This window comes from Marinifilum sp. JC120, from assembly GCA_004923195.1.
Lineage (GTDB): Bacteria > Desulfobacterota > Desulfovibrionia > Desulfovibrionales > Desulfovibrionaceae > Maridesulfovibrio.
In genome coordinates this window covers 164,041-184,356 of the sequence record RDSB01000008.1, presented here as the reverse complement: position 1 = coordinate 184,356, position 20,316 = coordinate 164,041, and the positions used below count along the sequence as shown (strand labels likewise).

The following is a 20,316-nucleotide window of genomic DNA, read 5'->3' as shown; positions in this document are numbered from 1 at the left end:
CTAAAATGTTAATGATGCGCCGATCCCGATAGTGCGGGGGTCCCCGTCAATGGCCTGTCTGTCCGTACCCGTTCCGGTCATGTCCCAGGCAAATACTGACTTATGGTATTTTGTGTCGAAGATGTTGTTGCACCAGACATATACGCTTCCCATCTCCCATTCTTTACCCACTTTGACGTTGACCAATGAATAACCGTCTTCTTTGGACTGGTTTTTTAAGTCCCCGGTAAAGTCGCCTATCCCGTGCAAATCAACACGCCCATAGAATCCAGTGATATGGTTGTACTGGGTTCCGAGGTTGTAGGTGTAGGTGGGAACATCAGGCAGTCGTTTGTTTTTGTAGTCGAATGTTCCTCCAGCCGCTTCCGGGAGGGTGAGTTTATCGATTTTTGCCTCAGTCACGCCTACACTACCGAAGACCTGCCAACCCTGTGCAGGGCGTGCGTTAAGCTCCAGTTCAAAGCCTTTGCTGTGGGCTTCTGCTGCATTAAGTACTTCAAAAGCATTGGTGCCGGGGTCCCAGCTCATGACCTGCTTGTCCTGAATCTGGATGTAGAATGCGGCAAGGTTTGCAGTCAGGCGGTTGTCGAACCATGATGATTTGATACCGACTTCATAGTTCCAGGTGTACTCGGGGTCATAGGTATAGGTCTTCATGTCGCGGGCGTTGGAGTAGTTGTAGCCGCCGGATAGGAAACCTCGGGTTATGGAACCATAGGTCATCACGTTGTCGGTGATGTCGTAAGCCACGGAGAATTTGGGAAGGGTCTCAAAGGTTTCAAGTGTTTCTTTAAGGTCCAGATCCGTTGCGTCATGCACCTTTCCATCGAAGATGTCGTAGGCGAAACGAAGGCCGGCTGTAATATGAAGATCGTCGAAGAGTGTGTAGGTTCCTTCCCCGAACAGGGCCACACCGTCTTTCTTGATCTTGTTGTTCATATAGTTGATCGGATTGGGCCCGTTACGGAGCATGTAGTCGGTCATGAGGATTTTAAGTTCTTCGTGATAACCATAAAGTCCGACAACCCATTTGAAAGTTTTAGAATCTTCCGGGGAGGTTAAGCGAAGTTCCTGTGAGAATATCTTGCTGTCATATTTAGCGTCTGTCTCTCCATAATAGTATATCGGAGAGGACGAGCAATCCACATCCTGTGAATAATGGTTGGTGTAGCCCCTGAAGCCGGAGACGGAGAGAAAATCGAAATTGTCACCGGTGTGTTTTGCGGTCAGGTTGATTCCGTTTCCTTCCTGAATTGAGAACAGGTCGTGGCCATAATCACTTTCAAGATAACCCGCTACAGCAAGGTCACCTTCTGTTGCACGGACATCCATAATGTTGTCATCGGTTTTGAGGTAGTCCGCTATCAGGCTTACATCCCATGCTTCATCGGGGGTCCATCTCAGGGTTCCGCGCAGGTTGCGGTGCAGTTTTTTGTTGGCCTTGTCGTTGTCATCGTAAATATTAGTTACATGCCCGTCGGTCTGGTCTTGCTGGACAGCCATGCGCAGGTAGAGGTTGTCTTCAATAATGGGGAAGCTCGTGTACCCTCCCAGCCGGGAGGTGTTTGCGGTGCCGTATTCCCCGAAGACTCTGGTCCTTGTTTCGTTGTCAGGCTTTTGGGTGATTACGTTGAATACCCCAGCCTCGGAGTTCATACCGTAAAGTGTTCCCTGTGGCCCTTTGAGGATTTCAACCCGTTCTACGTCCATGAGGTCTAGGTTGTGGGCGTAGTGCAGGGGCAGGGGGACATCATCCACATACATGGGCGCGTTGGGGGTGAGGGAGCTCATGAAGGTGGTGATCCCCCTGATGACGAAAGAATGTTCTACAAAGGAGCCTGATCTGTAGACGTTGGGGGTATAGAGGTACAGATCCTCCATGTTATGCATCCCGGCATCTTCAATACTCTGAGAGGTGATGACGTCAACAGAGGCGGGAATGTCCTGAACATTCTCTTCCCGTTTTTGTGCCGTAACCTTGACCGGGGTCAAGGTTACGGCTTTTTTTTGTTCTTCGGCCAGCACATGAGCGGGGCAGGACAGTAGTAACGCCAGTGTCAGCGTGATCAGCCATAGGGGGGATCGATGTTTCATTTGTGTTTTCCTCTTCACTTTTGCTATAAAGATGATCTCATTGATATTGAGATTCGATTTCGTATAGCGTCCTGTGGAATACGTATCTATTCCACAAAGGAGGAAAACTGTGCTGAAAGGTGGAAGTGTTAGTTTATTAGTGCAATCCGGCGGGCTGTGCTTTTATCACGATGTTCGTAAAGATATTTTTTAGGGGTTACTCCGAAGCGGCTTGAAAAGGCTTTACTGAAGTGTCCAAGGCTGATGTAGCCGATACGATAGGCTGCTTCACTGACAGTAATATCGCCTTTTTCAAGATATTCACGGGCCTTATCCATGCGGAAATCGCGGTAGTAACCAAATACGGAATTTCCGAATACAGCTTTGAAGCCGCGCTTCAGTTTGTTGTCATTGACCCCCACATGCTGGGCGATTTCCATAAGGGTCGGCGGGTTTTCAAGGTCATTAACCAGAAAATCTCGTGCAGCCCGGATGCGTTCCACATCCGAGGGATTAAGATTTATGCCGGAACTGTTGCAGCATTTTCTTTCCGTAATGCATTCATGTAGCTGTCCAGCGATAATCTCAAGTGCCGTTCCTTCATAAAACAAGTTCCGCATGTTTCCTCCATACGGACAATCAAGAATGCGTTGCAGAAGTATTCGTTTTGAGGGGTGGTCAGCTCCATACCAGACAAATTGCTTTTCTTTATGTCCTTCGGTGAGGCTGCGGAGGCAGGAGGGTATTGAATCCAAATCATCTTTAATGAAATCGAGGAGTCGAGCTGGGGTCACAAGGATTGTTACCGTACACATCGGCGAATTTACATCCTGTTCCATGATTCCTTTGGTTTCGGGGAGATAGGAGATCCCATTGCTGCCTTGCGGCATTTCATGGCTGAATCCGCGCAGCTGACCATTATAAAATGATGCTCTTGTATGCCCGGAAGTGAGAAACCCAAATTGGATGGGCGATTGGTCTATTTCAAATTGTACCGTAGATTCCGCAGGTTTACCGAGTCTTTCAATGGATATACTGAATCCGGGCCTGAGTTCTATCAGTTTTGATTTTCCATACGGGTATTGTTTGGAAGGACTCAGGTACTGAATTTCTTCAGCTGCGTCTCTTTTTGTATCATGTGAAACGTTAAGAATATATTTGTCCATGTCGTCTCCGGGCCTGAAGATAAAGATTTTATCTACGCTTATCAAAAATGAAAATCATAATCAACTTCCCGTGTCCGGTATAGTCTGCGATGCAGGGCTTGGAGGTGTTGCCTCAACAGGGGGACGGCTGCTATTTACGGCAAGAGCATAGTCACCCCACTTGGCGTTTAGGATGAATGTGACCGCAAGGGCCAGAAGAATAGAAGATCCTGCCAGTATGCCGTACATAGTTTGATAGCCGTAAGTGTCTCCGATGATTCCAAGCAGGGGCGGGCTTAAGACCGGGGTGAAGTTTGCAATACTGGACAAAAGCCCGGCGTTTGTCGCGGCTTGCGAACCGACACTCACTTCCATGATCATTGTGTAAAGTACAACTCCGGCAATGCTGCCCAGTGACATCTCTCCGGCTAGCAGCAGCAGGGCCTGATAGTATGCAGGATTGGGAACGGCAGCAAGATGCACGGCGAAGAGTTGTATCCCGGCTGCAGTAATCATGCAGAGCGGCAAAAGTGTCTTGGCCGGGATTTTTTGCATAACCCACCCGGAGAGCACAGCCGTAGCAAAAGCGGAGGGGTAAGCCCAGTACATGAGTATTTCTCCAATTTTATCATGGGAGAAGCCGAGGTCTATAAGAAATGGCGGGTATGTTTGAAATGCAGAGTATATTGAGCTGACAAAGAGAATTTCGGCCAGTATGAACCATCCTATTCCGGGACTTTTGGCGAATTTTAGTGTGCTGGGCCGTTCTGTTTTAGTGTTTACGGTTGATTCGTGAACGGGAGCTATTTCTTTATGCAGTACAGCCGGAACAGCCATCAGGAGTGTAAGTCCGCCTAAAAGATAGAATGTGTTTTCCCACCCTGTGATGGAATAGATTGACAGGATTACGCCTCCGCCGAAAATCATCCCTAGATAATGTCCTCCCAGACGTACGGAGCTCCCCCAGGCCATTTCTTTATGTGTCAGGATGTCTGTGGAATATGCACTGACAGCGGTGTCATTTATGGAGAGCAGCAGGTTGAGCATGAAAATTGTGATCATCAGCCGCGGGCTGGACTCCGCAGGGATGTAAACCGCCACAAATAGAATGGTGGCGACTGACAGCAGCAGGCTCAACATCAACCATGTGCGTCTTTTTCCTATTCGTTTGATGTAGTAGTGATCGAGGAAAGGCGCATAAAGAAATTTTCCCGCCCAGGGCAAAAGAAGGAGAGAATACAGCGTGATGGTGGTCAGGCTTTCGTTTAAGCCCCGCAGTATGGCCGGTAATCCCATCTGAATGAAGGCCAGCGGCATTCCCTGACTCAGGCAGGCTGTTCCGAGGATGAAAAGCTTAAAAAGTCGGCCCGATGTGGCTGATGTTCTCATGTGTTAGTCCTGGAAATATTAAAGAGTGTTGGAGTGTGGAGAATCGAGTCGGCAGCGTCCCCGTAAGACTAGGAGATAGTCCCGTAGGAACGCTGCCGCGTGGTTGCTGTGATTATGGTTAATCTTTGTAAGCAGTGTGAATCATGTAATGATGGGTCATGTGGTGCTGGGGAACGCTTTTAATACCTTTGAATCCAGCTTGTTTAAGGGCTTCGGGAATAGTTCCCTCTGTGAACATGTAGTCACCGAAGCCCATAAGTGCCGCTCCCAGATTGAGAAGGGCATTTGTCTTGGGGGCATTTTCATTATGGTTGGTTTCGTTGTGCCTGAGTATGACGGCACCGCCTGTAGTGAGGTTATCTTTCAGCCCTTTTAGAAAGTTTACCAGATCATGTCTGGCCATGTAGATGCAGTCTGATGAAAAAATTATATCGTATGGTCCGCCGAGATCTTTTTGGAACATGTCTCCGCTCAGGAAGTTGAGTCGGTCTTGCTTGCGGTACCGCTCAGCAATTTTTTTCGCATGTGCGGCAACTTCCGGAAGATCAAATAGCGTGACATCAAGATCATCTTTCCGGTCAGCAATCGTCATTGCGAAAACACCGGGCCCGGCTCCCAGATCAAGAAATGATGATGCGTTTTTGAAGACGTCCAGATTTTCGATCAGATCGGCGGTGTGCTTTAGAGTGTGGGGAAGTGCGAAGCCCACACCTGCTTCCGCTCCCAGTATGGCATCCTTTTCACTATAGCCCTTTTGTTCTTCCGGAGGGCTTAAAGGATCGCATTGCTCGTAAAAAGGGCTACCGAATGTTTCGTGGGTGTGCTGGAATAGATGGCCCTGAAACAGTTTATTGCCGCTGACACAAAAAGCTTCTGCAACCGGGGTGTTCTGGTATGAATCATTTTCTTTTTGAACAAGTCTCAGAACCATAAGGGCTTCTAAAAGCTTGAGGATCATTACCGGATCTTTACGGACATGTTCGGCAACTTGCTTGCAACTGTTCGGAGATTGTAGGTACTCGAAAATATTGATGTTAAAAGCGGCCTTTAGTGTGCAATACTGGTAGAAACCAGACTGCGCCTCGTAAATAAAATCAGGGGTGATGTTTGATGGTGCATTGTGCATGTTTCGTGTCCTTGTTGTAAATAATGTTTATTATGACGGCTTATTGCCCGATATTTTTTTTGAGTGCTGCTCTGTAATGGAGAAGGTTTTGCCTGCAACGGACTCTGGTTTTTAGCGCTATCCTTCCGCTTCTATGCGTGCGGTTTCCAGCTCCCTGATGACGGTAAGAGAGCCGGATGCCCTTTGTTTGTATTGACCCTTGCCGGAAACTTTGGAGAACTGTTTTTCGGCTGTTTTCCAGTCTCTTCTCTCCCACGCGCACAAGCCGAGGAAAAAGCGGGCTTCCGGCGTTGATTGTTCTTGAAGGGTCTTGTTGAAAACGTCTTCCGCCTCCTTGAATTTTCGGGCCTTATAGAGCATTTCCCCTTTGCGAAGAGTCGGCATAATCTTGTTTGAATGTTTTTCAAGAAAGCTTACTGCCTGATCTAAGCGTCCTGCTGAACCGTACAGGGTTGCAATCTTCAAGGCCTGTTCCGCAGAAGGGGATGTTCCATATGCCTGACGAAGATTATCAGCTGCCATGAGCGGGGCTTCCAGATAGTTGTAGAGGGAAGCCAGCCGTTCAAAATCTTGCTTTGATGGTTTGACCAGACGGTGACATACTTCCAGGGCTGCTGCGGCTTCGGAATATCTTTCACGATCAAGGTGCAGTTTTGCCAGCAGTTTCCAGTAATCGGCTTCAGACTGATTATTGTTCAGTAATTTGAGTAGCATCTTTTCCGCCCGCTCCGGCTGTCCTCCGTCAAGCAAGGCGTGTACTGCCAATCTAATCCATTCCTTGCGAGGGGTAGGGGATGTGCTGATCAACCTGCTCAAGACTCCGGCTGATTCTGAATATTTACCTCCCAGATAGTATGCCGATCCGGCCTGATAAAGAGTTTGCGGGGTGGGTTGCTTTTGCAGTCCGTATGCTTTTTCCAGAAATTTCCCCGCTTCCCCAAACCGTTGCAGTTCGTATAGAATAACTCCGGTATTGCGGCATAAATGCTCGTTTTTCGGATGTGCTGCATGTCCCTGTTTGAAAACGTTCAGGGCTTTTTTAACTTTCCCAGCCTGATACAAGGCCCCTCCCCTTACAAGGTAGACCTGTTCAGGGACCGGGGTCTCTGTTTTGTCAGCATACATTTTGAGTAGGGTGGCAGCCTCATCGAATTTTTTCTCATCCATGAGTAACTGGGCCTTGTGCAGTGCCTGCCGAGCCTCGGGCGGCAGGGATGCCCGGGCACTGCCGCAGAATGCAATGGTAAGAGCGATTGTTAAGATTATATTTGTAAGTGTTTTCATTGTGTCAGCGTAAAGTTAAATGGAAGCAGAACCCAAGTGTCCACAGCCTTCCCTTTGTATTTTCCGGGTCTGAATCTCCAGCGTTTGGCTGCGTTCAGGGCGGCCTCTTCGAATATTCCTTCAGGGGTTGCCGAGTGGATGGATAGGTTGGTTGGAGCGCCCTTGGCATCGACAAGCATGCGTACCACTACTCCGCCTTCAATATGATTACGTTTGGCTCCGTAGGGATACTGCGGAGGAATGCTGCGCATCACCTGCGGAGTCTCGTCCACCTCGTCCATACTGAATCCTATCCCACCGAATCCGCCGAGGTCGGTTGCCGGGATGGAGATACCTCCGCCCAGACCTGGATGCATGTCCGCACTGAAGTTGGGGACATTGATGTTCATCACGGGTTTGAGTGCTTTGGCCTTGTTTTGGGATGAAAAAGTTTTGGGTAATTGTTTTGGCGGTTCAGGTTCCTTGAGTCTTTTATGTTTCAGAGTTTCTACCACGGAGTCCTTTTGGGGCTGCGCGATTCGTATGGCTCCTTCAACGACGGTAAAATCAGTGGACTGTTCCACGTTGTTGAGTTGCTGCATACCGATGTAGATAAGTCCGGCAATGACTACCGAAGCCAGTGTAGCGAGGAAAAACTCGCTGGAATCTCTTGCTGTGCGGGTCATCATCGCTTTCTCGCCGCAATGCTGATGTTGCGGACTCCGGCAAGGCGGCACTGATCCAGCAATTGGACTGTCTCTCCGGTCATGCTGCTTTTGTCAGCTACAATCACCACGGAGCCGTCCGGGGTTTCGGCCAGAAAGCGTTCCATGTAGGCCCGTACCGAGCGGATATCCAGAGGCCTGCCTTCAACGAAAATCTGTCCTTCACCGGTAAGGCCGAGGATGACGTTGGCCTTTTCTTTTGTTTCAGCACTCTGGGCCGACGGTCTTTGCACATCGACCCCTGCTTCCCTGACAAAGCTGGTGGTAACAATGAAGAAGATCAGCAGAATAAAAACCATATCAATGAGCGGGGTCATGTTGATCTCGCTTCTGTGGGAGCGGGCATTGCGGGGAAAACGATTGTTTTTCATGTTATTCCTCTAGGTCTGCCGGGAATCAGTTTGCTGCTGTAGTCCGATGCAGAACAGTTCCATGCGGTCCTTGAGTTTTTCCGCGTGGCGGAAAAGCAGTCCGCCGAGAATGAGTCCGGGAACAGCGATAACCAGTCCGCTTTGGGTCGTAACCAGTGCTTCGGAAATACCTGAAGCAAGTGCTCGTGCATTACCTGTTCCGAACTGGGCAATGACGTCGAAGGTGGTGATCATCCCGGTAACTGTTCCCAGCAGTCCGAGCAGGGGAGCGATGGCAGCTAGAATGATAATAGTGCCGATAAAACGCATGATTCTGGTTTCCTGGCGGATTCTTATGGAGTCGAGAATTTCGCGGTTAAGTTTTTGATCTTCGCAACGCTCCTCCATATAGCGGGACAGGATGTCCCATTGCCAGCGGGCAAGGCATGCCTTACACTCGCCGCAATCCCTGCGGAAAAGGTTTACGCATTCTCCGGGTGGGTTTTCCCTGCGCCATTCAGATATGAAGCGGATGCATTTAAAAATTGCCAGCGTCCACATAATCAGGGAAAGCAGAGCCAACGGGATCATGATATCACCCCCGGCCTGAAAATGTTCGGCAGTGCTTTCAATTAGGTTATGCTGTAGCATTAAGGATCTCCTCCTTCTTTATCTGGCCCTTTTTCATGAGGGCCACGGTAAATCCCGTACCTTTTTCCTCCATATCGCCGAGAATTTTGTCCACCCGCCTTTCAAGCAGGTGATGGAGGATCATGATGGGGACCGCCACGGCTAGCCCGAGCTGGGTTGTGACCAGTGCTTCCGATATGCCTCCAGACATCATGCGTGGATCTCCCGTTCCGTACAGGGTAATAGTCTGGAATGTATTGATCATTCCGGTGACTGTTCCTAGTAGTCCCAACAGTGGGGCCACTGCGGCTAGAACTCCGAGGGTCGGAAGAAACCTTTCCAGCATGGGCAGTTCTTTGAGCACTCCTTCCTGAAATGCGTTTTCGATGATTGCCCGGGTATTTCCTAAGTGCTTAAGGGTATGTCCGATGATGCGGCAGGTGGGGAATCTGGATTGTTCTCGGCAGAATTCTCGGCATTTTTCCCATTCACCTTTGGAGACCATGTTAATGATACGTTTCATGTTGCGGTCCGAGTTTGCCCGTATCCTGCTCAGGGCGAAGAAACGTTCCACAACGAGTGCCAGTGCTATTGCTCCCACCAGAATGATGGGCCAGACCAGCAGGCCGCCCGCACTAAGCCAGTCGAGGATACTTTTTTGCTCCTGCGCAAGTCGTGTGAATGCCGCTCCGTTTGAAATATCTATTGGAAATGTATTGCTTTTGCCGTCAAAGAATTCATTTATTGTCTGGGAAAGTGACCAGCCCGGTTTTCCCTGCACTGCGATAAGTTTGCTGCCTTCGCTTCCGGGGCGTAGAAATCCGAGAGTTCCGTCCGGCAGGCGGAAGGCTGTGGTAAAGGTTCCGATTCTGACCAGTTCACCTGTTTTATCCATGCCGTCAGTGCCGATGAAAGTGCCTTTATGGCGGTTGATGGTTCCTGCTGCGGCCATTTCGTCAAGGTAAAGGCTGAGCAAGTTTTGTATTCCTTCAAGACCGGGAAACTTTTCCGGTTGGAGGATTCCGGCCAGAACTTGACTTCGCTGCGGATATTCCGGCGAGGTCAGACTTTCATGAAAGTAGTCACGGGCCTGTTTGGCGGAAGTGCGGATAGTTCCGTCAATCGTTTTGAGTTCGTGGGCCTTGGCTTCAAGCCTTTCCTGCAAATTCTTTTCCTGCTTCAGCAGTTCTTCGTAGCGGGTTTTGAGATGGTCGAATTCCTTTTGTCTATTGTTAACACTTGCCTGAAGGGTTTTCTTTTCTCCATTCAATTCTCTCTGTTCGCTTTCAATCAGTTCCTGCGTCTGTCGGGCATTCTTTTTTGCTTCATCCAGAACGGCGGAAATTTGCCCGGTTGCCTCTGTCCAGCCTTGAGCGCAGACCCCGGAGGGCTGGATTAGTAACAATGTTAAAAATAGCAAGGTTCTCATTTTGATTCTCCTATGGGAAGAACCAGCAATTCTACGGATCGTTTGCGGTCGGCCATATCTCTGGCTTTGCGCAGGGTTCTTGCTTGTTGTTCTTCAAGATGTATCCATTTGCCGGAGGATTTGTCCCAGGTTCCTGCGGCTGAGCCGTCAGCAGTCTGGTAGAACAGGGCGGTGCGTCCGAGACGGAAAACTGAAACCTGTGTGGGAGTTCCGTTGATGTCCAGTGTTTGTGAAGGGGAGGCCACGGTGCGTCCGTATTCAGTTTCCACCAACAATGCTTCGAATACACGGCGCAGCTTTTCGCTCAATTCCAGCCTGTAATCGTTAAGAGATGATCGCAGGAATTGAACCCGGTTGCGGCGTTCTTCTGTCAGGAAAGGCAGGTCTGTGGAAATGAATTGTTCAAGTCTCTCCACAATTGTTTCCAGAAAAGGTTCAAGCTCCATCTCAATGCGTTTTGCTTCTTCCTCGCGGCGCTGAAGTTCAGCTATGACTTCTTCCTGTTTTTTGACATAGCTGGCGTATTTCCTGTTTTTGAATTCCAGCCAGGAATCCTTTGCCTTCATATCCAGTATATCCGCAGCGATTTGTTCTTTGCGATCAACCCATTGCTGATATTTTACCGTGGCCGCAGCTTCTGTTTCAGCGGCACGGGCAGCCATTTTATGGACCGCTTGAGCTGTTGTCGCAGCTGCTGATATTGATGGAATCAGCATGAGCGTAATTAAGACCGGAAATATGAACCTTGGCATGTATACTCCTGATGGAAAGGTATTTGCTAACGTTGTTTGATCTGTACTGAACGAGGTGAATACTATTGAGTGTGTGGAAGCTCTGTTCCTGGGGGGAGTAAAACTATTCGATTGTGAATTTCATTTTCGTTTAGATGTGGAGAGTGTCCGCAAATCTGCGTACAAAATTCGGTAGTATTGGGTAGTTTTGAAACTTAGCTGAAATAAAGGTCGTCCGTATTAACCACCGGATAACGGGCGTTCCCGGCGAAAATTTTAATCTTCCGTCAGACAAATCGTAACCAGCAGGCAGTCGGTTTAATTCCGGTCGTTGGCTCCATGAATATCAAAGGCTTACGTCCGTATGGGGTAAGCCTTATCCATTTTCTCTCTTTTCCTGCTCACATTCCGATATAAACCGTTCAACCTTTGTTCGTCCGTGTGTAAAATCGAATTTACCAAGCATAATACCAAGTTCCTTTGCAAACTTGGGAGCAGCATGAGTTAACTCAGGCTCAATGGAGCGATAAACATCCCTGGCTTCGACATCGTGTTTTTCAAGGAGGTCCGACATTTTCCTTATTTGCGGCAAGAGTTTTTGAACTTCATGAAACAGAATGGTTTCGCCTTCAGCGTTGTCAGCACTGACACATTCGTCCTTTTCAGTCTCAGGAAATGCTTTGATGATTGCTTCTGCAATTCTTTTTCTTTCCGGATCCATATTTTTTATTAAAGTTAAAGCGGTATCAGAACCATTTTTCAAAGCAGTCTCAATTTCTTGAAAAGCTTGATATAAGGTTTCAGCACCGATATTCCCCGAAACTCCCTTCATGGTGTGAGCTAAGGAGCGCGCTTCTTTATATTTTTTTTCGGAAATCATAGAGAAAAGCCTTGAGTGCACCTCATCGCAATCATGGGCAAAGTTAACGAGGAGTTTTTCATAAAGCGCAACATTTCCCCTGACTCTAGCTATGGCCATTCTTGCATTGATCCCAGGTAAATTTGTGAAAACAACAGGAATATTATTTTCTTTAAACATCGAAGATTGATGTTCAGATTCAGTTTTAGGTTCATCTGGTAACCAATTGGCAAGTACTTCCATGAGTTGATCGGGATCAATGGGCTTTGTGACGTGGTCATTCATGCCCGCCAGAAGGCTTTTCTCCCTGTCTCCCACCAGGGCGTGTGCCGTCATTGCGATAATAGGGAGAGACTGTAGCTTTTCATCAGATCGAATATTCTTTACAGCCTGAAAACCATTCATGAGCGGCATCTGGATATCCATCAGCACTGCATCGTAAGTGTTGGCCTTGACCATTTCCACCGCCTCCTGTCCATTATTGGCTATTGAGACAGTCACGTCTGCGCCTTCAAGTATTTCCCGTGCTACCTGCTGATTGATTTCGTTGTCTTCTGCCAGCAGGATATGTGATCCGGCTACATTGGCCGGGATTCCATTTCGAATATTTTCATGAACAGTTTCTCTCACCCGGTAGTCATCATGAGCAAAAGCACCCATGATAGTGTCAAAAAGGAGTGAACGATTGAACGGCTTGAGCATGAATCCATCCAGATCAATTTGTTCCACGCGGTGACGGATTTCATCATGTCCGTATGCAGTAAGCATGATAACTTTTGGTATATTTTCAAGAAGACCGGGGCCCTTAATTTTTTTGACTAATTCAATTCCATCGATATCCGGCATTCTCCAATCTGTGACCACCAGTTTGAAGGGATTGGATTTGTCGTGTTCATGCAAAAGTTCAAGTGCCTGTGCTCCATTTGTCGCTGTCTCAACATTGAATGTAAATGACTGTAAAACCTTACTAAGAACTGTCCGTAGCATCTTGCTGTCGTCCACAACAAGAACGCGCATCCCCCTGACATTTTCGGGGTAGATGTAGTGTTCTTGGGTGTGTCTGCTTTGTAGTTCGAATGGGATGGTGAAAAAGAACTCACTCCCTTTGCCCATTTCACTTTTTAGTTCCATGGTTCCACCCATCAACTCTACCAGACGTTTGCTGATAGTTAGCCCGAGTCCGGTACCTCCAAACCGTCTGGATATGGATCCATCTGCCTGAGAAAAAGGTTGAAAGAGCTTTGACGACTGTTCCGGGCTGATGCCTATGCCGGAGTCCTTAACTGAAAATCGGATATTTGCGATGCTACCGGTTTCTTCGAGAAGTCCAGCCGAAATAATAATTTCACCTGAATCGGTGAATTTTATGGCATTTCCTGCCAAGTTCAAGAGTACCTGTCCAAGACGAAGTCGATCGCCAACAAGCAGATTAGGTACCGTGCTTTTGACCATTAAAAGAAGTTCAAGACCCTTTTGCTCAGCCTGAAGGCCGAGTATGTTGAGCATGTCGTTGAACACGTCATCCAGAAGGAAATCAACCTTTTCCATTTCCAGCCTGTCTGCCTCAATTTTTGAAAAATCAAGTATGTCATTAATTATCCCAAGTAATGATTTCGCGGACATATCAACTTTTGTTAGATAGTCATACTGCTTGGGAGACAGTGCTGTTTTGAGAGCCAAATGAGTCAAGCCGATTATTGCGTTCATCGGGGTACGGATTTCATGGCTCATCCGGGCTAGAAAATCACTTTTAGCCCGGTTGGCATCTTCTGCTGCAAGTTTGGCTATTTCTAACTTCTTTTGTCCGAGAACGCGCACAGTTACAAATCTGGCCCTGGTCAGCGCTCCAAAAAGTATGATCAGGAGAATGCCGCAATATACAATAGCGTAGCGAGAAAACACCCGTGAAAGCATAGCCTTGATGGTCGACGCCGGAGTCAGACAAACTATTTTCCATATGCGTACGTTGCCGTTGAGCTCTCTTTTTCTCACTTCTGGAGATACGACAATTGTTGAGTATGTATAGAGGCCATTAATAGATGAGAACTGCCCGTCAAGGGACGAGGAAATTTGTTTCCAGGCTTCTGGATTTACGGTTCTGAAATTAATTTCTTTCCGGTCAGGGTACATGAAGGCCCATTCTTGGGTTCTGTCTGGAGAGAGAAGCCAGTATCCGTCACTGTTTAAGAGCATTGATAACATAGAATGATTGCTGGGGGCTGTTGATTACATCACCAAACCAATTAATCCTGCCATAGTGAAAGCGCGGGTCAGGACGCATTTAGCCTTGTACAATCAGAACATTGCCTTGGAACTTCAGGTGGCTGAGCGGACTAAGGATTTGTATTCAACTCGTCTGGAAATTGTCCGCCGTCTTGGAATAGCAGCAGAGTACAGAGACAATGAAACCGGTCTTCATATTCTCCGTATGAGCAAATATTGCCGCACAATAGCCAAAGGGGCCGGTCTCAGTGAACGGGAAGCGGACATCCTGTTAAATGCGGCCCCTATGCACGACGTCGGCAAGATCGGTATCCCTGATAACATTCTCATCAAACCGGGAAAACTTACCCCTGAAGAATGGGAGGTAATGAAGACTCACACGTTGATTGGGGGAAAGATTCTTGGCGATCATGACAACGAACTTATTGAAGTTTTCTTCAATAACATAGAGGAAATCATGTCCATTAAAGAGAGGTATAGGCAATGAAATATTGGCAGAGGAGAGCTTTTGGTGCAAGAATAAGGTGGATAAGCAAATGAACAAAAAGCGAGTACTTGTTATATGTCCAGAGCCATTTGGTCGCGTGATCCTGCACCTCATAGATGCTTTCAAATATGTAATGGCTCAGCCAGTCGTACCGCACAGTCCTATTAAAGCGTTGGGAATACTTGCCTGTATCCCGGCTTAGAGATTGTACAAATTCATGTTGGGAGACTGGCTTAAGGGCATGTTAGGTCTGATATGTTCTTCGGCCAACCGGCGGACATCATCCATGGTCTTTGCTGTGGAAAAGGTGGCCAGCAGGCTATGGCCAAATTGGAAATTGGCTGCAAAATAGGGCGCGAACATCCGAAATCTTTTGATTGCCCGGACAGGATCGAATTCCTGTTCCAATGCTGTAGCCATGCGCAGGATGTAATCCTGAAAAATATTGTCTCCGGGCGTGAATCCTGCTGTCCACTGGGCAAAAATCCATGGTCGGGCTATAGCCATACGGCCTACGGACACGCCATCGCAGCCTGTTGTATCCAGCATATTCTGGCAGTGTTGCGGGGTTGTTACATTGCCATTGCCAAAGACAGGTATGGATACCGCTTCTTTGATGAAGCGGATGTTGTCAATAACGGGCGGGCGGGTGCGCTTGTCCGGGGCTACTCGTGGGTGGAAGACAAGGCAATCGGCTCCTGCTGCCTCAAGCTTTTGGGCTAGAGCTACTGCCGGACTAATATCCTTGGACCAGCCGGTGCGGAATTTGACAAAAACAGGGATGGACACAGCCTTTCGTACTGCTTCCACCAATGCCACGGCTTTTTCTGGCGTATTGAGTAATACAGCTCCCGCCTCGCGTTTGAGCATTCCCCGTGCCGAACATCCCATATTGATGTCCACGCCAAAGAAGCCTTCGCGCTCCACGCGCTTTGCTGCAATTACCATCTCCTTTGGAGTTGCGCCCACCAATTGACATACCAAGCTGGGGAGTTCCCACTCATGCCACCGAAATACCGGAGATATTCTGGGGTTTTCTGTAGGCACAGCCTTGGCGTTGCACATTTCCGTAAAGGCCAAGCCGCAGGAACCATAGTGAGCGAGAACCTGACGAAAGACACTGTGGGTCAATCCGGCCATGGGGGCCAGCCACAACCTATTGGGGATAGTTTTTCCGCCAATGGTAATGGGGGTGTTGAGTTGGGCCGCCAGCTTGGGTAGATGGGGATAAATGGATTTGATCATGGGAGCTGCAAAACAGGTTGTTGGTTTCATGGAATGCAGCATTGCGTATCCTGTTGTCGCACAAGGGGCAAGTCTTGATATCTGGAAAAGGCTCTTTTCTGTGTCACTCCTGATTGAAATTTTCATTGTCCGAAAAATTGTCCGCAAATCTGCGTAAAAAACTCGGTAGCCTTACGTAGTTTTGGTTGTTGGATCTATGAAAAGTAAAGCCCCACAGTGTGTTACTGCATTGTGAGGCTTTGGCCTTTTTATTCGTTGAAATAATTCGTGTCGCAAGAAACCTTGTTTGGTGCAAGTAAGAATATGGTTTGCAAATATTCTTATAAAAAATTTCTTGGTGTAATTAACGTCAACCTCCCACTGAAACATTAGGACAGTGAGGCTGGACGATTTCCTTCAAGCTCAATACATGCTCGCGTTCCGGGGGCATTACTCCGCTAAGTGGATATTCACGGTTCAGTTGTTCCCATTTGGGTTCACCTAGTCGGTGGTAGGGCAGAATATCCAGCCCTTCGACACTTTTACCTAGAGACTCCACGAATCTGGCAGTAGCTTCAATATTTTCTTCCGAGTCGTTGCAGCCCGGAATGAGCGGAATCCTGATGCGTAGTTTTTTGCCCATTTTTGCCGCCATGCGGATATTATCCAGAATCTGTTCGTTAGGTGCTCCGGTCAGTTCTTCGTGGCGGTCTGAATCCATGTGTTTGATGTCGGTGAGCACAAGATCAGTATACTTAAGCACCTCTGAAAAAGTACTTTTTGTACACAGGCAACATGACTCTATTGCCGTATGCAGCTCCCGTTTTTTGGCCTCGCGCAGGGCACTGATCAGAAAAGGTGACTGTAAGGTCGGCTCTCCGCCTGAAAAAGTAACCCCGCCGTCAGATGTGTTGTAAAACGGGCGATCGCGCTCAACTTCATCCATTACTTCATCAACAGTCAGATAGCGGCCTACAATGGTCATGGACCCGGCGTAGCATTTTTCCACACACTCGCCGCAGTAGGTACATTTATCCCGGTCTATGAACACCCCGTCTTCCCGGTATTCAATTGCCTGTTCGGGGCAGAGCGTCGCGCATTTAACGCAGCTGATACAGAGGTGCGGGATGCGCATAATCTCCGGTTTACTGCTCATGGATTCGGGGTTCTGGCACCATTTGCAGCTTAAAGGACAGCCTTTCAAAAACACCAAAGTACGGATGCCGTCGCCGTCATGCACAGCAAAGCGCTGAATATCAAAAACTAATCCTGTAAGATCAGCCTTGTTTTTGTCGTCCAAACTAAATTTATGCTGCCGCTCTTTCCATCTCATATGCTTACTCACTTTCCCGCATAAAGCGGCGAAGCCTTATTAAAAAGTTTTGGGATTCTTAAACCCTTTTCCCAAAAGGGTTTAAGGCCCCCGGCAGGGCCGCCGGAGGCTTATATGGTACAATCTTTTAGAAGTTCTGTTCAGTACGAGCGAGGATGTCATCCTGTAAGGATTTATCGAGCGCGGTGAAGAATGCGCTGTATCCTGCTACGCGGACAACGAGTCCTTTATGTTTTTCAGGGTTGGCCTGTGCATCGAGCAGGGTATCCCGGCTGATGACATTGTACTGTACGTGGAACCCGCCATTCTGGAAGTATGCTTCGGTCACGGCTTTGAGGCTTTCCAGTCCTTTTTCGCCTTCAATGGCGGAGGGATGGAATTTCTGGTTCAGCAGGGTGCCGTTGGATGCAATTTCGTGATCCAGCTTGGCAACGGAGAGTACGGAAGCGGTGGGACCGCAGGAATCGTAACCGGAAATGGGGGATACGCCATCTGCCAGAGGTGACCATGCCTTACGTCCGTCAGGAGTAGCCATAACTACGGAACCCAAGGGCACGTTGGCGGAAGCGGGATACAGACCGGGCTGGAATTTACCACCACGGGGGTTGGTGTATTTGTTTACTTCCTCGCAATAGATGAGCGCGGCTTCTTTGGCGATTTCGTCGGCGTAATCATCGTCATTACCGTACTTGGGAGCGCGGTTGATCAGCATCATGCGCAGATCTTCCTGACCTTCGAAGTCGTTGGCAAGAGCTGCGTGCAGATCTTTAAGAGTGATGGCTTTTTCATCGAAGACCATCTTCTTGATGGCGGTCAGGGAGTCACCTGCGTTGGCAACACCTACGCCTTGAGGTCCGGTGAAGTTGTAATGCGCTCCGCCTTCCTGAAGGGATTTAGCATCGGCAATGCAATCGTCAACGAGTGAGGAGAGGAAAGGCAGCGGGCAATGCTTGCCGTGGGTCATGTCTACTGCGTTGTCGGCGGCAGCCATGAGTTTTACGAAGTAGGAAGTCTGCTGGGTGTAGGCATCCATGACGTCCTCAAATGATTTAAAGCTTTCCATGGCTCCGCTTTTGGGACCGATTTGCTTTCCGGTGCGCTGGTCAACGCCGTCGTTGAGGGCCAGTTCGATGATTTTGGACATGTTGTAGAATGCAGCATCGTGCCATCCTTCAGTCTTGCCGCCAACCTGCGGTTCAACGCAACCTATGATACCGTAATCGCGGGCATCTTCGCGTTCAAGGCCACGGGCCAGCAGTGCGGGAACGATAACGCGGTCGTTGTAGTATGCGGGGTAACCCATACCCATGCGGCTCAGTTCGGCTGCTTTTTTGTACAGCGGATCAGGGGTGCCTTCATGGATACGCACAGACAGGGAAGGAGCGTAAAGTTTGGTGTTGGCTCCGGCCTGAAGTACGAGGTAGGACATGGCGTTTGTTGCATCAGAGCCGTCACGTTTTTGTCCGCCAACAATCAGGTTCATGAACATGGGATATCCGGCGAAAGCCATGGTGGAATTCTCGTCACGGACCTTGTTTAATTCGGCGAATTTGATCCAGAGCATGTCCAGCATTTCCTGAGCCTGTTCAATGGAAATACCGTCATTTTGCAGGAAGGGATTCATGTATTGGTCAAAGCGCATGGGGGAGATGGAGTGGCCGTTTGATTCAATCTGGATGACCAGATGCACGAACCAGAAGGCCTGCAATGCTTCCTGAAAGTTTTCAGCAGGCTGGGCCGGAACCTTGCGGCAGATGCGGGCGATTTCGTTTAGCTCGATCTTGCGGGTCGGTTCTTCGCAGGCGGAAGCCATTTTTTCAGCCAGATCTGCAAAACGTTCGGCAAATGCGATAACAGCTTTGTTGGCTGTGATGACCGAGTTAAGGAAATGCATCTGGTTCAGCTGTTTGCCGTCTGCAAAATCGATCTCGGCAAGCTTGTCTTCGGCTTGTTTGATGATGGCGTTAATCCCGACATTGAGCACTTTTTCGTAGTCGGCGGAAATATGACCAACACCATTGTAAAAGTAGTTACCAACGGTATAGACAACATCGTTGTGCGCTTCGAGGGATTCGGGGGGCATAAGCTGGGAAGCGATTTCGTTAACTGTTTTGCCGTCCCAGTAGGTGAAGGATTCGCGCAGTTTGGCTTTTACGTCTTCGGAAATAAGGAAAACATCTGCGGTTCTTTTTTCAAGACGGTCCAGTTCGTCTTCAACCCATTTGCAGGAAAATTCAGGGAAGATAGGCGCAGAGCGGGGCATGGAGCACTGGTTGCCGACTAGCAGTTCGTCATCCTGAATAAAAATTGACATGCCGGAGAGGATCTTTTCCAGAGCCTTAGCACGACGGATGGGCATGGGCTGGCCTTCGGTCTCCTTGTAGGACTCGGTGATCAGCACTGCGCGTTCGGCGCAGACTGCCGGGGCGGTATTCAGAAAACGGTCAAGCGTTTTAGTTATTCTGCCGGATGCGCCAACTGTTTTTGGGATTTTAACGCTGGGTTTGTTCTTGGTCATGATTCCATTCCTTTTTTTGATTGAAAGTTGCCTCCGGCGGCTCTTTGAGAACCCTCCGGGGGCCAAAGAAACTTTTTTGAAAAAAGTTTCTCTGGACTCTTCAAAAAACTTTTTTAGTAAGCTGTCGCTACGTTTGCTTTCAATTGTCATCGTCCGCATTTATGAGCTTTAAACGGCGAAGCCTTAATAAAAGGTTTTGGGATTCTTAAACCCTTTTGCAAAAGGGTTTAAGGCTCCCGGCAGGGTCGCCGAAGGCATTAATAAGCCGCAAGGCCCGCTTCCGCACAAGCGATGTCCTGCTCGACACTTCCGCCGCTGACGCCGATTGCGCCAAGGACTTTTCCGTCTTCTTCAATGGGCAATCCGCCACCGAAAATGACAATGCGTCCATTGTCTGCGGTGTGGATGCCGTAGAGCGGTCCGCCGGGCTGTGATACAGAGCCGAGAGTCTCAGTACTCATTTTTGCGGCGACAGCAGTGTAGGCCTTGTTCAAGGCCAGATCTATGCTGACTAAAAGGGCGTCATCTTGCCGCAGCTGGGCCACGAGATTTCCACCCTGATCCACCACGGCAATGACCATGGGTACACCGATTTCATCCGCTTTCTTTTCTGCGGCAGCGATCATCTGCTGCGCAATTTTTGCTGTTACCGGCATCGGTTTTCCTTCAGTTAAAAATTTGATTGAATCCGTTCTCCTTCCATCACGTTACAGACTTTCCTAAAGAGAAAAACGTGCCATGGTTGGTTCTGGTTTGTATTGCGGGCAGTTAGCTGTGATTGGTGACTTCTATGGCATAATAAGCGTAAAAA

Annotated in this window: 16 protein-coding genes and 1 pseudogene; 1 reads left to right on the top strand and 16 read right to left on the bottom strand. The window is 48.6% G+C overall.

Annotated elements, in window-relative coordinates; translation table 11 throughout:
- The 11 genes from D0S45_10140 to D0S45_10090 all read right to left on the bottom strand — a co-directional run bounded on the left by D0S45_10140 (position 1) and on the right by D0S45_10090 (position 13,922).
- Entirely contained in the window at positions 1-2,094 is a 2,094-nt protein-coding gene (locus D0S45_10140) for a TonB-dependent receptor (GenBank protein TIH15929.1), read from the bottom strand.
- A gap of 128 nt (positions 2,095-2,222) precedes the next feature.
- Positions 2,223-3,239: an AraC family transcriptional regulator gene (locus D0S45_10135; protein ID TIH15928.1), complete on the bottom strand. Its 1,017-nt coding sequence runs from the start codon at positions 3,237-3,239 to the stop codon at positions 2,223-2,225.
- Positions 3,240-3,299: 60 nt separating this feature from the next.
- Positions 3,300-4,607: an MFS transporter gene (locus D0S45_10130; protein ID TIH15927.1), complete on the bottom strand. Its 1,308-nt coding sequence runs from the start codon at positions 4,605-4,607 to the stop codon at positions 3,300-3,302.
- Positions 4,608-4,725: 118 nt separating this feature from the next.
- A complete protein-coding gene (locus D0S45_10125; GenBank protein TIH15926.1) occupies positions 4,726-5,733 on the bottom strand; it encodes a class I SAM-dependent methyltransferase in 1,008 nt (335 codons plus the stop codon).
- 117 nt (positions 5,734-5,850) lie between these two features.
- On the bottom strand, positions 5,851-7,017 hold the full coding sequence (locus D0S45_10120) for a hypothetical protein (GenBank protein ID TIH15925.1): 1,167 nt from the start codon (positions 7,015-7,017) through the stop codon (positions 5,851-5,853).
- Positions 7,014-7,682, bottom strand: coding sequence for an energy transducer TonB (locus D0S45_10115; GenBank protein ID TIH15951.1), 669 nt, complete (start codon positions 7,680-7,682; stop codon positions 7,014-7,016). The genes D0S45_10120 and D0S45_10115 overlap by 4 nt, the downstream gene beginning before the upstream one ends.
- Positions 7,682-8,092 (bottom strand): biopolymer transporter ExbD, encoded by a 411-nt coding sequence (locus D0S45_10110; protein ID TIH15924.1) that lies wholly within the window; start codon positions 8,090-8,092, stop codon positions 7,682-7,684. Before D0S45_10110 ends, D0S45_10115 begins: the two co-directional genes overlap by 1 nt.
- A 9-nt stretch (positions 8,093-8,101) precedes the next feature.
- A complete protein-coding gene (locus D0S45_10105) occupies positions 8,102-8,722 on the bottom strand; it encodes a MotA/TolQ/ExbB proton channel family protein (GenBank protein TIH15923.1) in 621 nt (206 codons plus the stop codon).
- On the bottom strand, positions 8,709-10,130 hold the full coding sequence (locus tag D0S45_10100) for a flagellar motor protein MotA (protein ID TIH15922.1): 1,422 nt from the start codon (positions 10,128-10,130) through the stop codon (positions 8,709-8,711). The genes D0S45_10105 and D0S45_10100 overlap by 14 nt, the downstream gene beginning before the upstream one ends.
- Positions 10,127-10,882, bottom strand: a complete 756-nt coding sequence (locus D0S45_10095) for a DUF3450 domain-containing protein (protein TIH15921.1) — start codon at positions 10,880-10,882, stop codon at positions 10,127-10,129. Before D0S45_10095 ends, D0S45_10100 begins: the two co-directional genes overlap by 4 nt.
- Positions 10,883-11,237: 355 nt before the next feature.
- Positions 11,238-13,922, bottom strand: coding sequence for a response regulator (locus D0S45_10090; protein ID TIH15920.1), 2,685 nt, complete (start codon positions 13,920-13,922; stop codon positions 11,238-11,240).
- A 7-nt stretch (positions 13,923-13,929) separates the two neighbouring features.
- Between D0S45_10090 and D0S45_10085 the strand changes: the two genes are divergently transcribed.
- Complete coding sequence (locus D0S45_10085) at positions 13,930-14,430, top strand: HD domain-containing protein (protein ID TIH15919.1); 501 nt, start codon at positions 13,930-13,932, stop codon at positions 14,428-14,430.
- A gap of 70 nt (positions 14,431-14,500) precedes the next feature.
- Here D0S45_10085 and D0S45_10080 read toward each other — a convergent pair.
- From D0S45_10080 to D0S45_10060, 5 genes and pseudogenes are all read right to left on the bottom strand, one after another.
- Positions 14,501-14,611, bottom strand: a pseudogene (locus D0S45_10080) (IS3 family transposase).
- A gap of 17 nt (positions 14,612-14,628) precedes the next feature.
- Positions 14,629-15,675 (bottom strand): tRNA-dihydrouridine synthase family protein, encoded by a 1,047-nt coding sequence (locus tag D0S45_10075; GenBank protein ID TIH15918.1) that lies wholly within the window; start codon positions 15,673-15,675, stop codon positions 14,629-14,631.
- Between the two features lie 349 nt (positions 15,676-16,024).
- Positions 16,025-16,987, bottom strand: a complete 963-nt coding sequence (locus D0S45_10070; protein ID TIH15917.1) for a glycyl-radical enzyme activating protein — start codon at positions 16,985-16,987, stop codon at positions 16,025-16,027.
- Between the two features lie 127 nt (positions 16,988-17,114).
- Positions 17,115-19,505 carry a glycyl radical protein gene (locus tag D0S45_10065; GenBank protein TIH15916.1) on the bottom strand — a complete coding sequence of 797 codons (2,391 nt, stop codon included), beginning with the start codon at positions 19,503-19,505 and terminating at the stop codon, positions 17,115-17,117.
- A gap of 257 nt (positions 19,506-19,762) precedes the next feature.
- Entirely contained in the window at positions 19,763-20,161 is a 399-nt protein-coding gene (locus D0S45_10060) for a heme-binding protein (protein TIH15915.1), read from the bottom strand.
- Positions 20,162-20,316: the final 155 nt, after the last annotated feature.

Excerpts from the sequence above, each read along its gene's own strand:
- D0S45_10140 (TIH15929.1), bottom strand. The coding sequence starts at position 2,094 with ATGAAACATCGATCCCCCCTATGGCTGATCACGCTGACACTGGCGTTA.
- D0S45_10135 (TIH15928.1), bottom strand. The coding sequence starts at position 3,239 with ATGGACAAATATATTCTTAACGTTTCACATGATACAAAAAGAGACGCA.
- D0S45_10130 (TIH15927.1), bottom strand. The coding sequence starts at position 4,607 with ATGAGAACATCAGCCACATCGGGCCGACTTTTTAAGCTTTTCATCCTC.
- D0S45_10125 (TIH15926.1), bottom strand. The coding sequence starts at position 5,733 with ATGCACAATGCACCATCAAACATCACCCCTGATTTTATTTACGAGGCG.
- D0S45_10120 (TIH15925.1), bottom strand. The coding sequence starts at position 7,017 with ATGAAAACACTTACAAATATAATCTTAACAATCGCTCTTACCATTGCA.
- D0S45_10115 (TIH15951.1), bottom strand. The coding sequence starts at position 7,682 with ATGACCCGCACAGCAAGAGATTCCAGCGAGTTTTTCCTCGCTACACTG.
- D0S45_10110 (TIH15924.1), bottom strand. The coding sequence starts at position 8,092 with ATGAAAAACAATCGTTTTCCCCGCAATGCCCGCTCCCACAGAAGCGAG.
- D0S45_10105 (TIH15923.1), bottom strand. The coding sequence starts at position 8,722 with ATGCTACAGCATAACCTAATTGAAAGCACTGCCGAACATTTTCAGGCC.
- D0S45_10100 (TIH15922.1), bottom strand. The coding sequence starts at position 10,130 with ATGAGAACCTTGCTATTTTTAACATTGTTACTAATCCAGCCCTCCGGG.
- D0S45_10095 (TIH15921.1), bottom strand. The coding sequence starts at position 10,882 with ATGCCAAGGTTCATATTTCCGGTCTTAATTACGCTCATGCTGATTCCA.
- D0S45_10090 (TIH15920.1), bottom strand. The coding sequence starts at position 13,922 with ATGTTATCAATGCTCTTAAACAGTGACGGATACTGGCTTCTCTCTCCA.
- D0S45_10075 (TIH15918.1), bottom strand. The coding sequence starts at position 15,675 with ATGATCAAATCCATTTATCCCCATCTACCCAAGCTGGCGGCCCAACTC.
- D0S45_10070 (TIH15917.1), bottom strand. The coding sequence starts at position 16,987 with ATGAGATGGAAAGAGCGGCAGCATAAATTTAGTTTGGACGACAAAAAC.
- D0S45_10065 (TIH15916.1), bottom strand. The coding sequence starts at position 19,505 with ATGACCAAGAACAAACCCAGCGTTAAAATCCCAAAAACAGTTGGCGCA.
- D0S45_10060 (TIH15915.1), bottom strand. The coding sequence starts at position 20,161 with ATGCCGGTAACAGCAAAAATTGCGCAGCAGATGATCGCTGCCGCAGAA.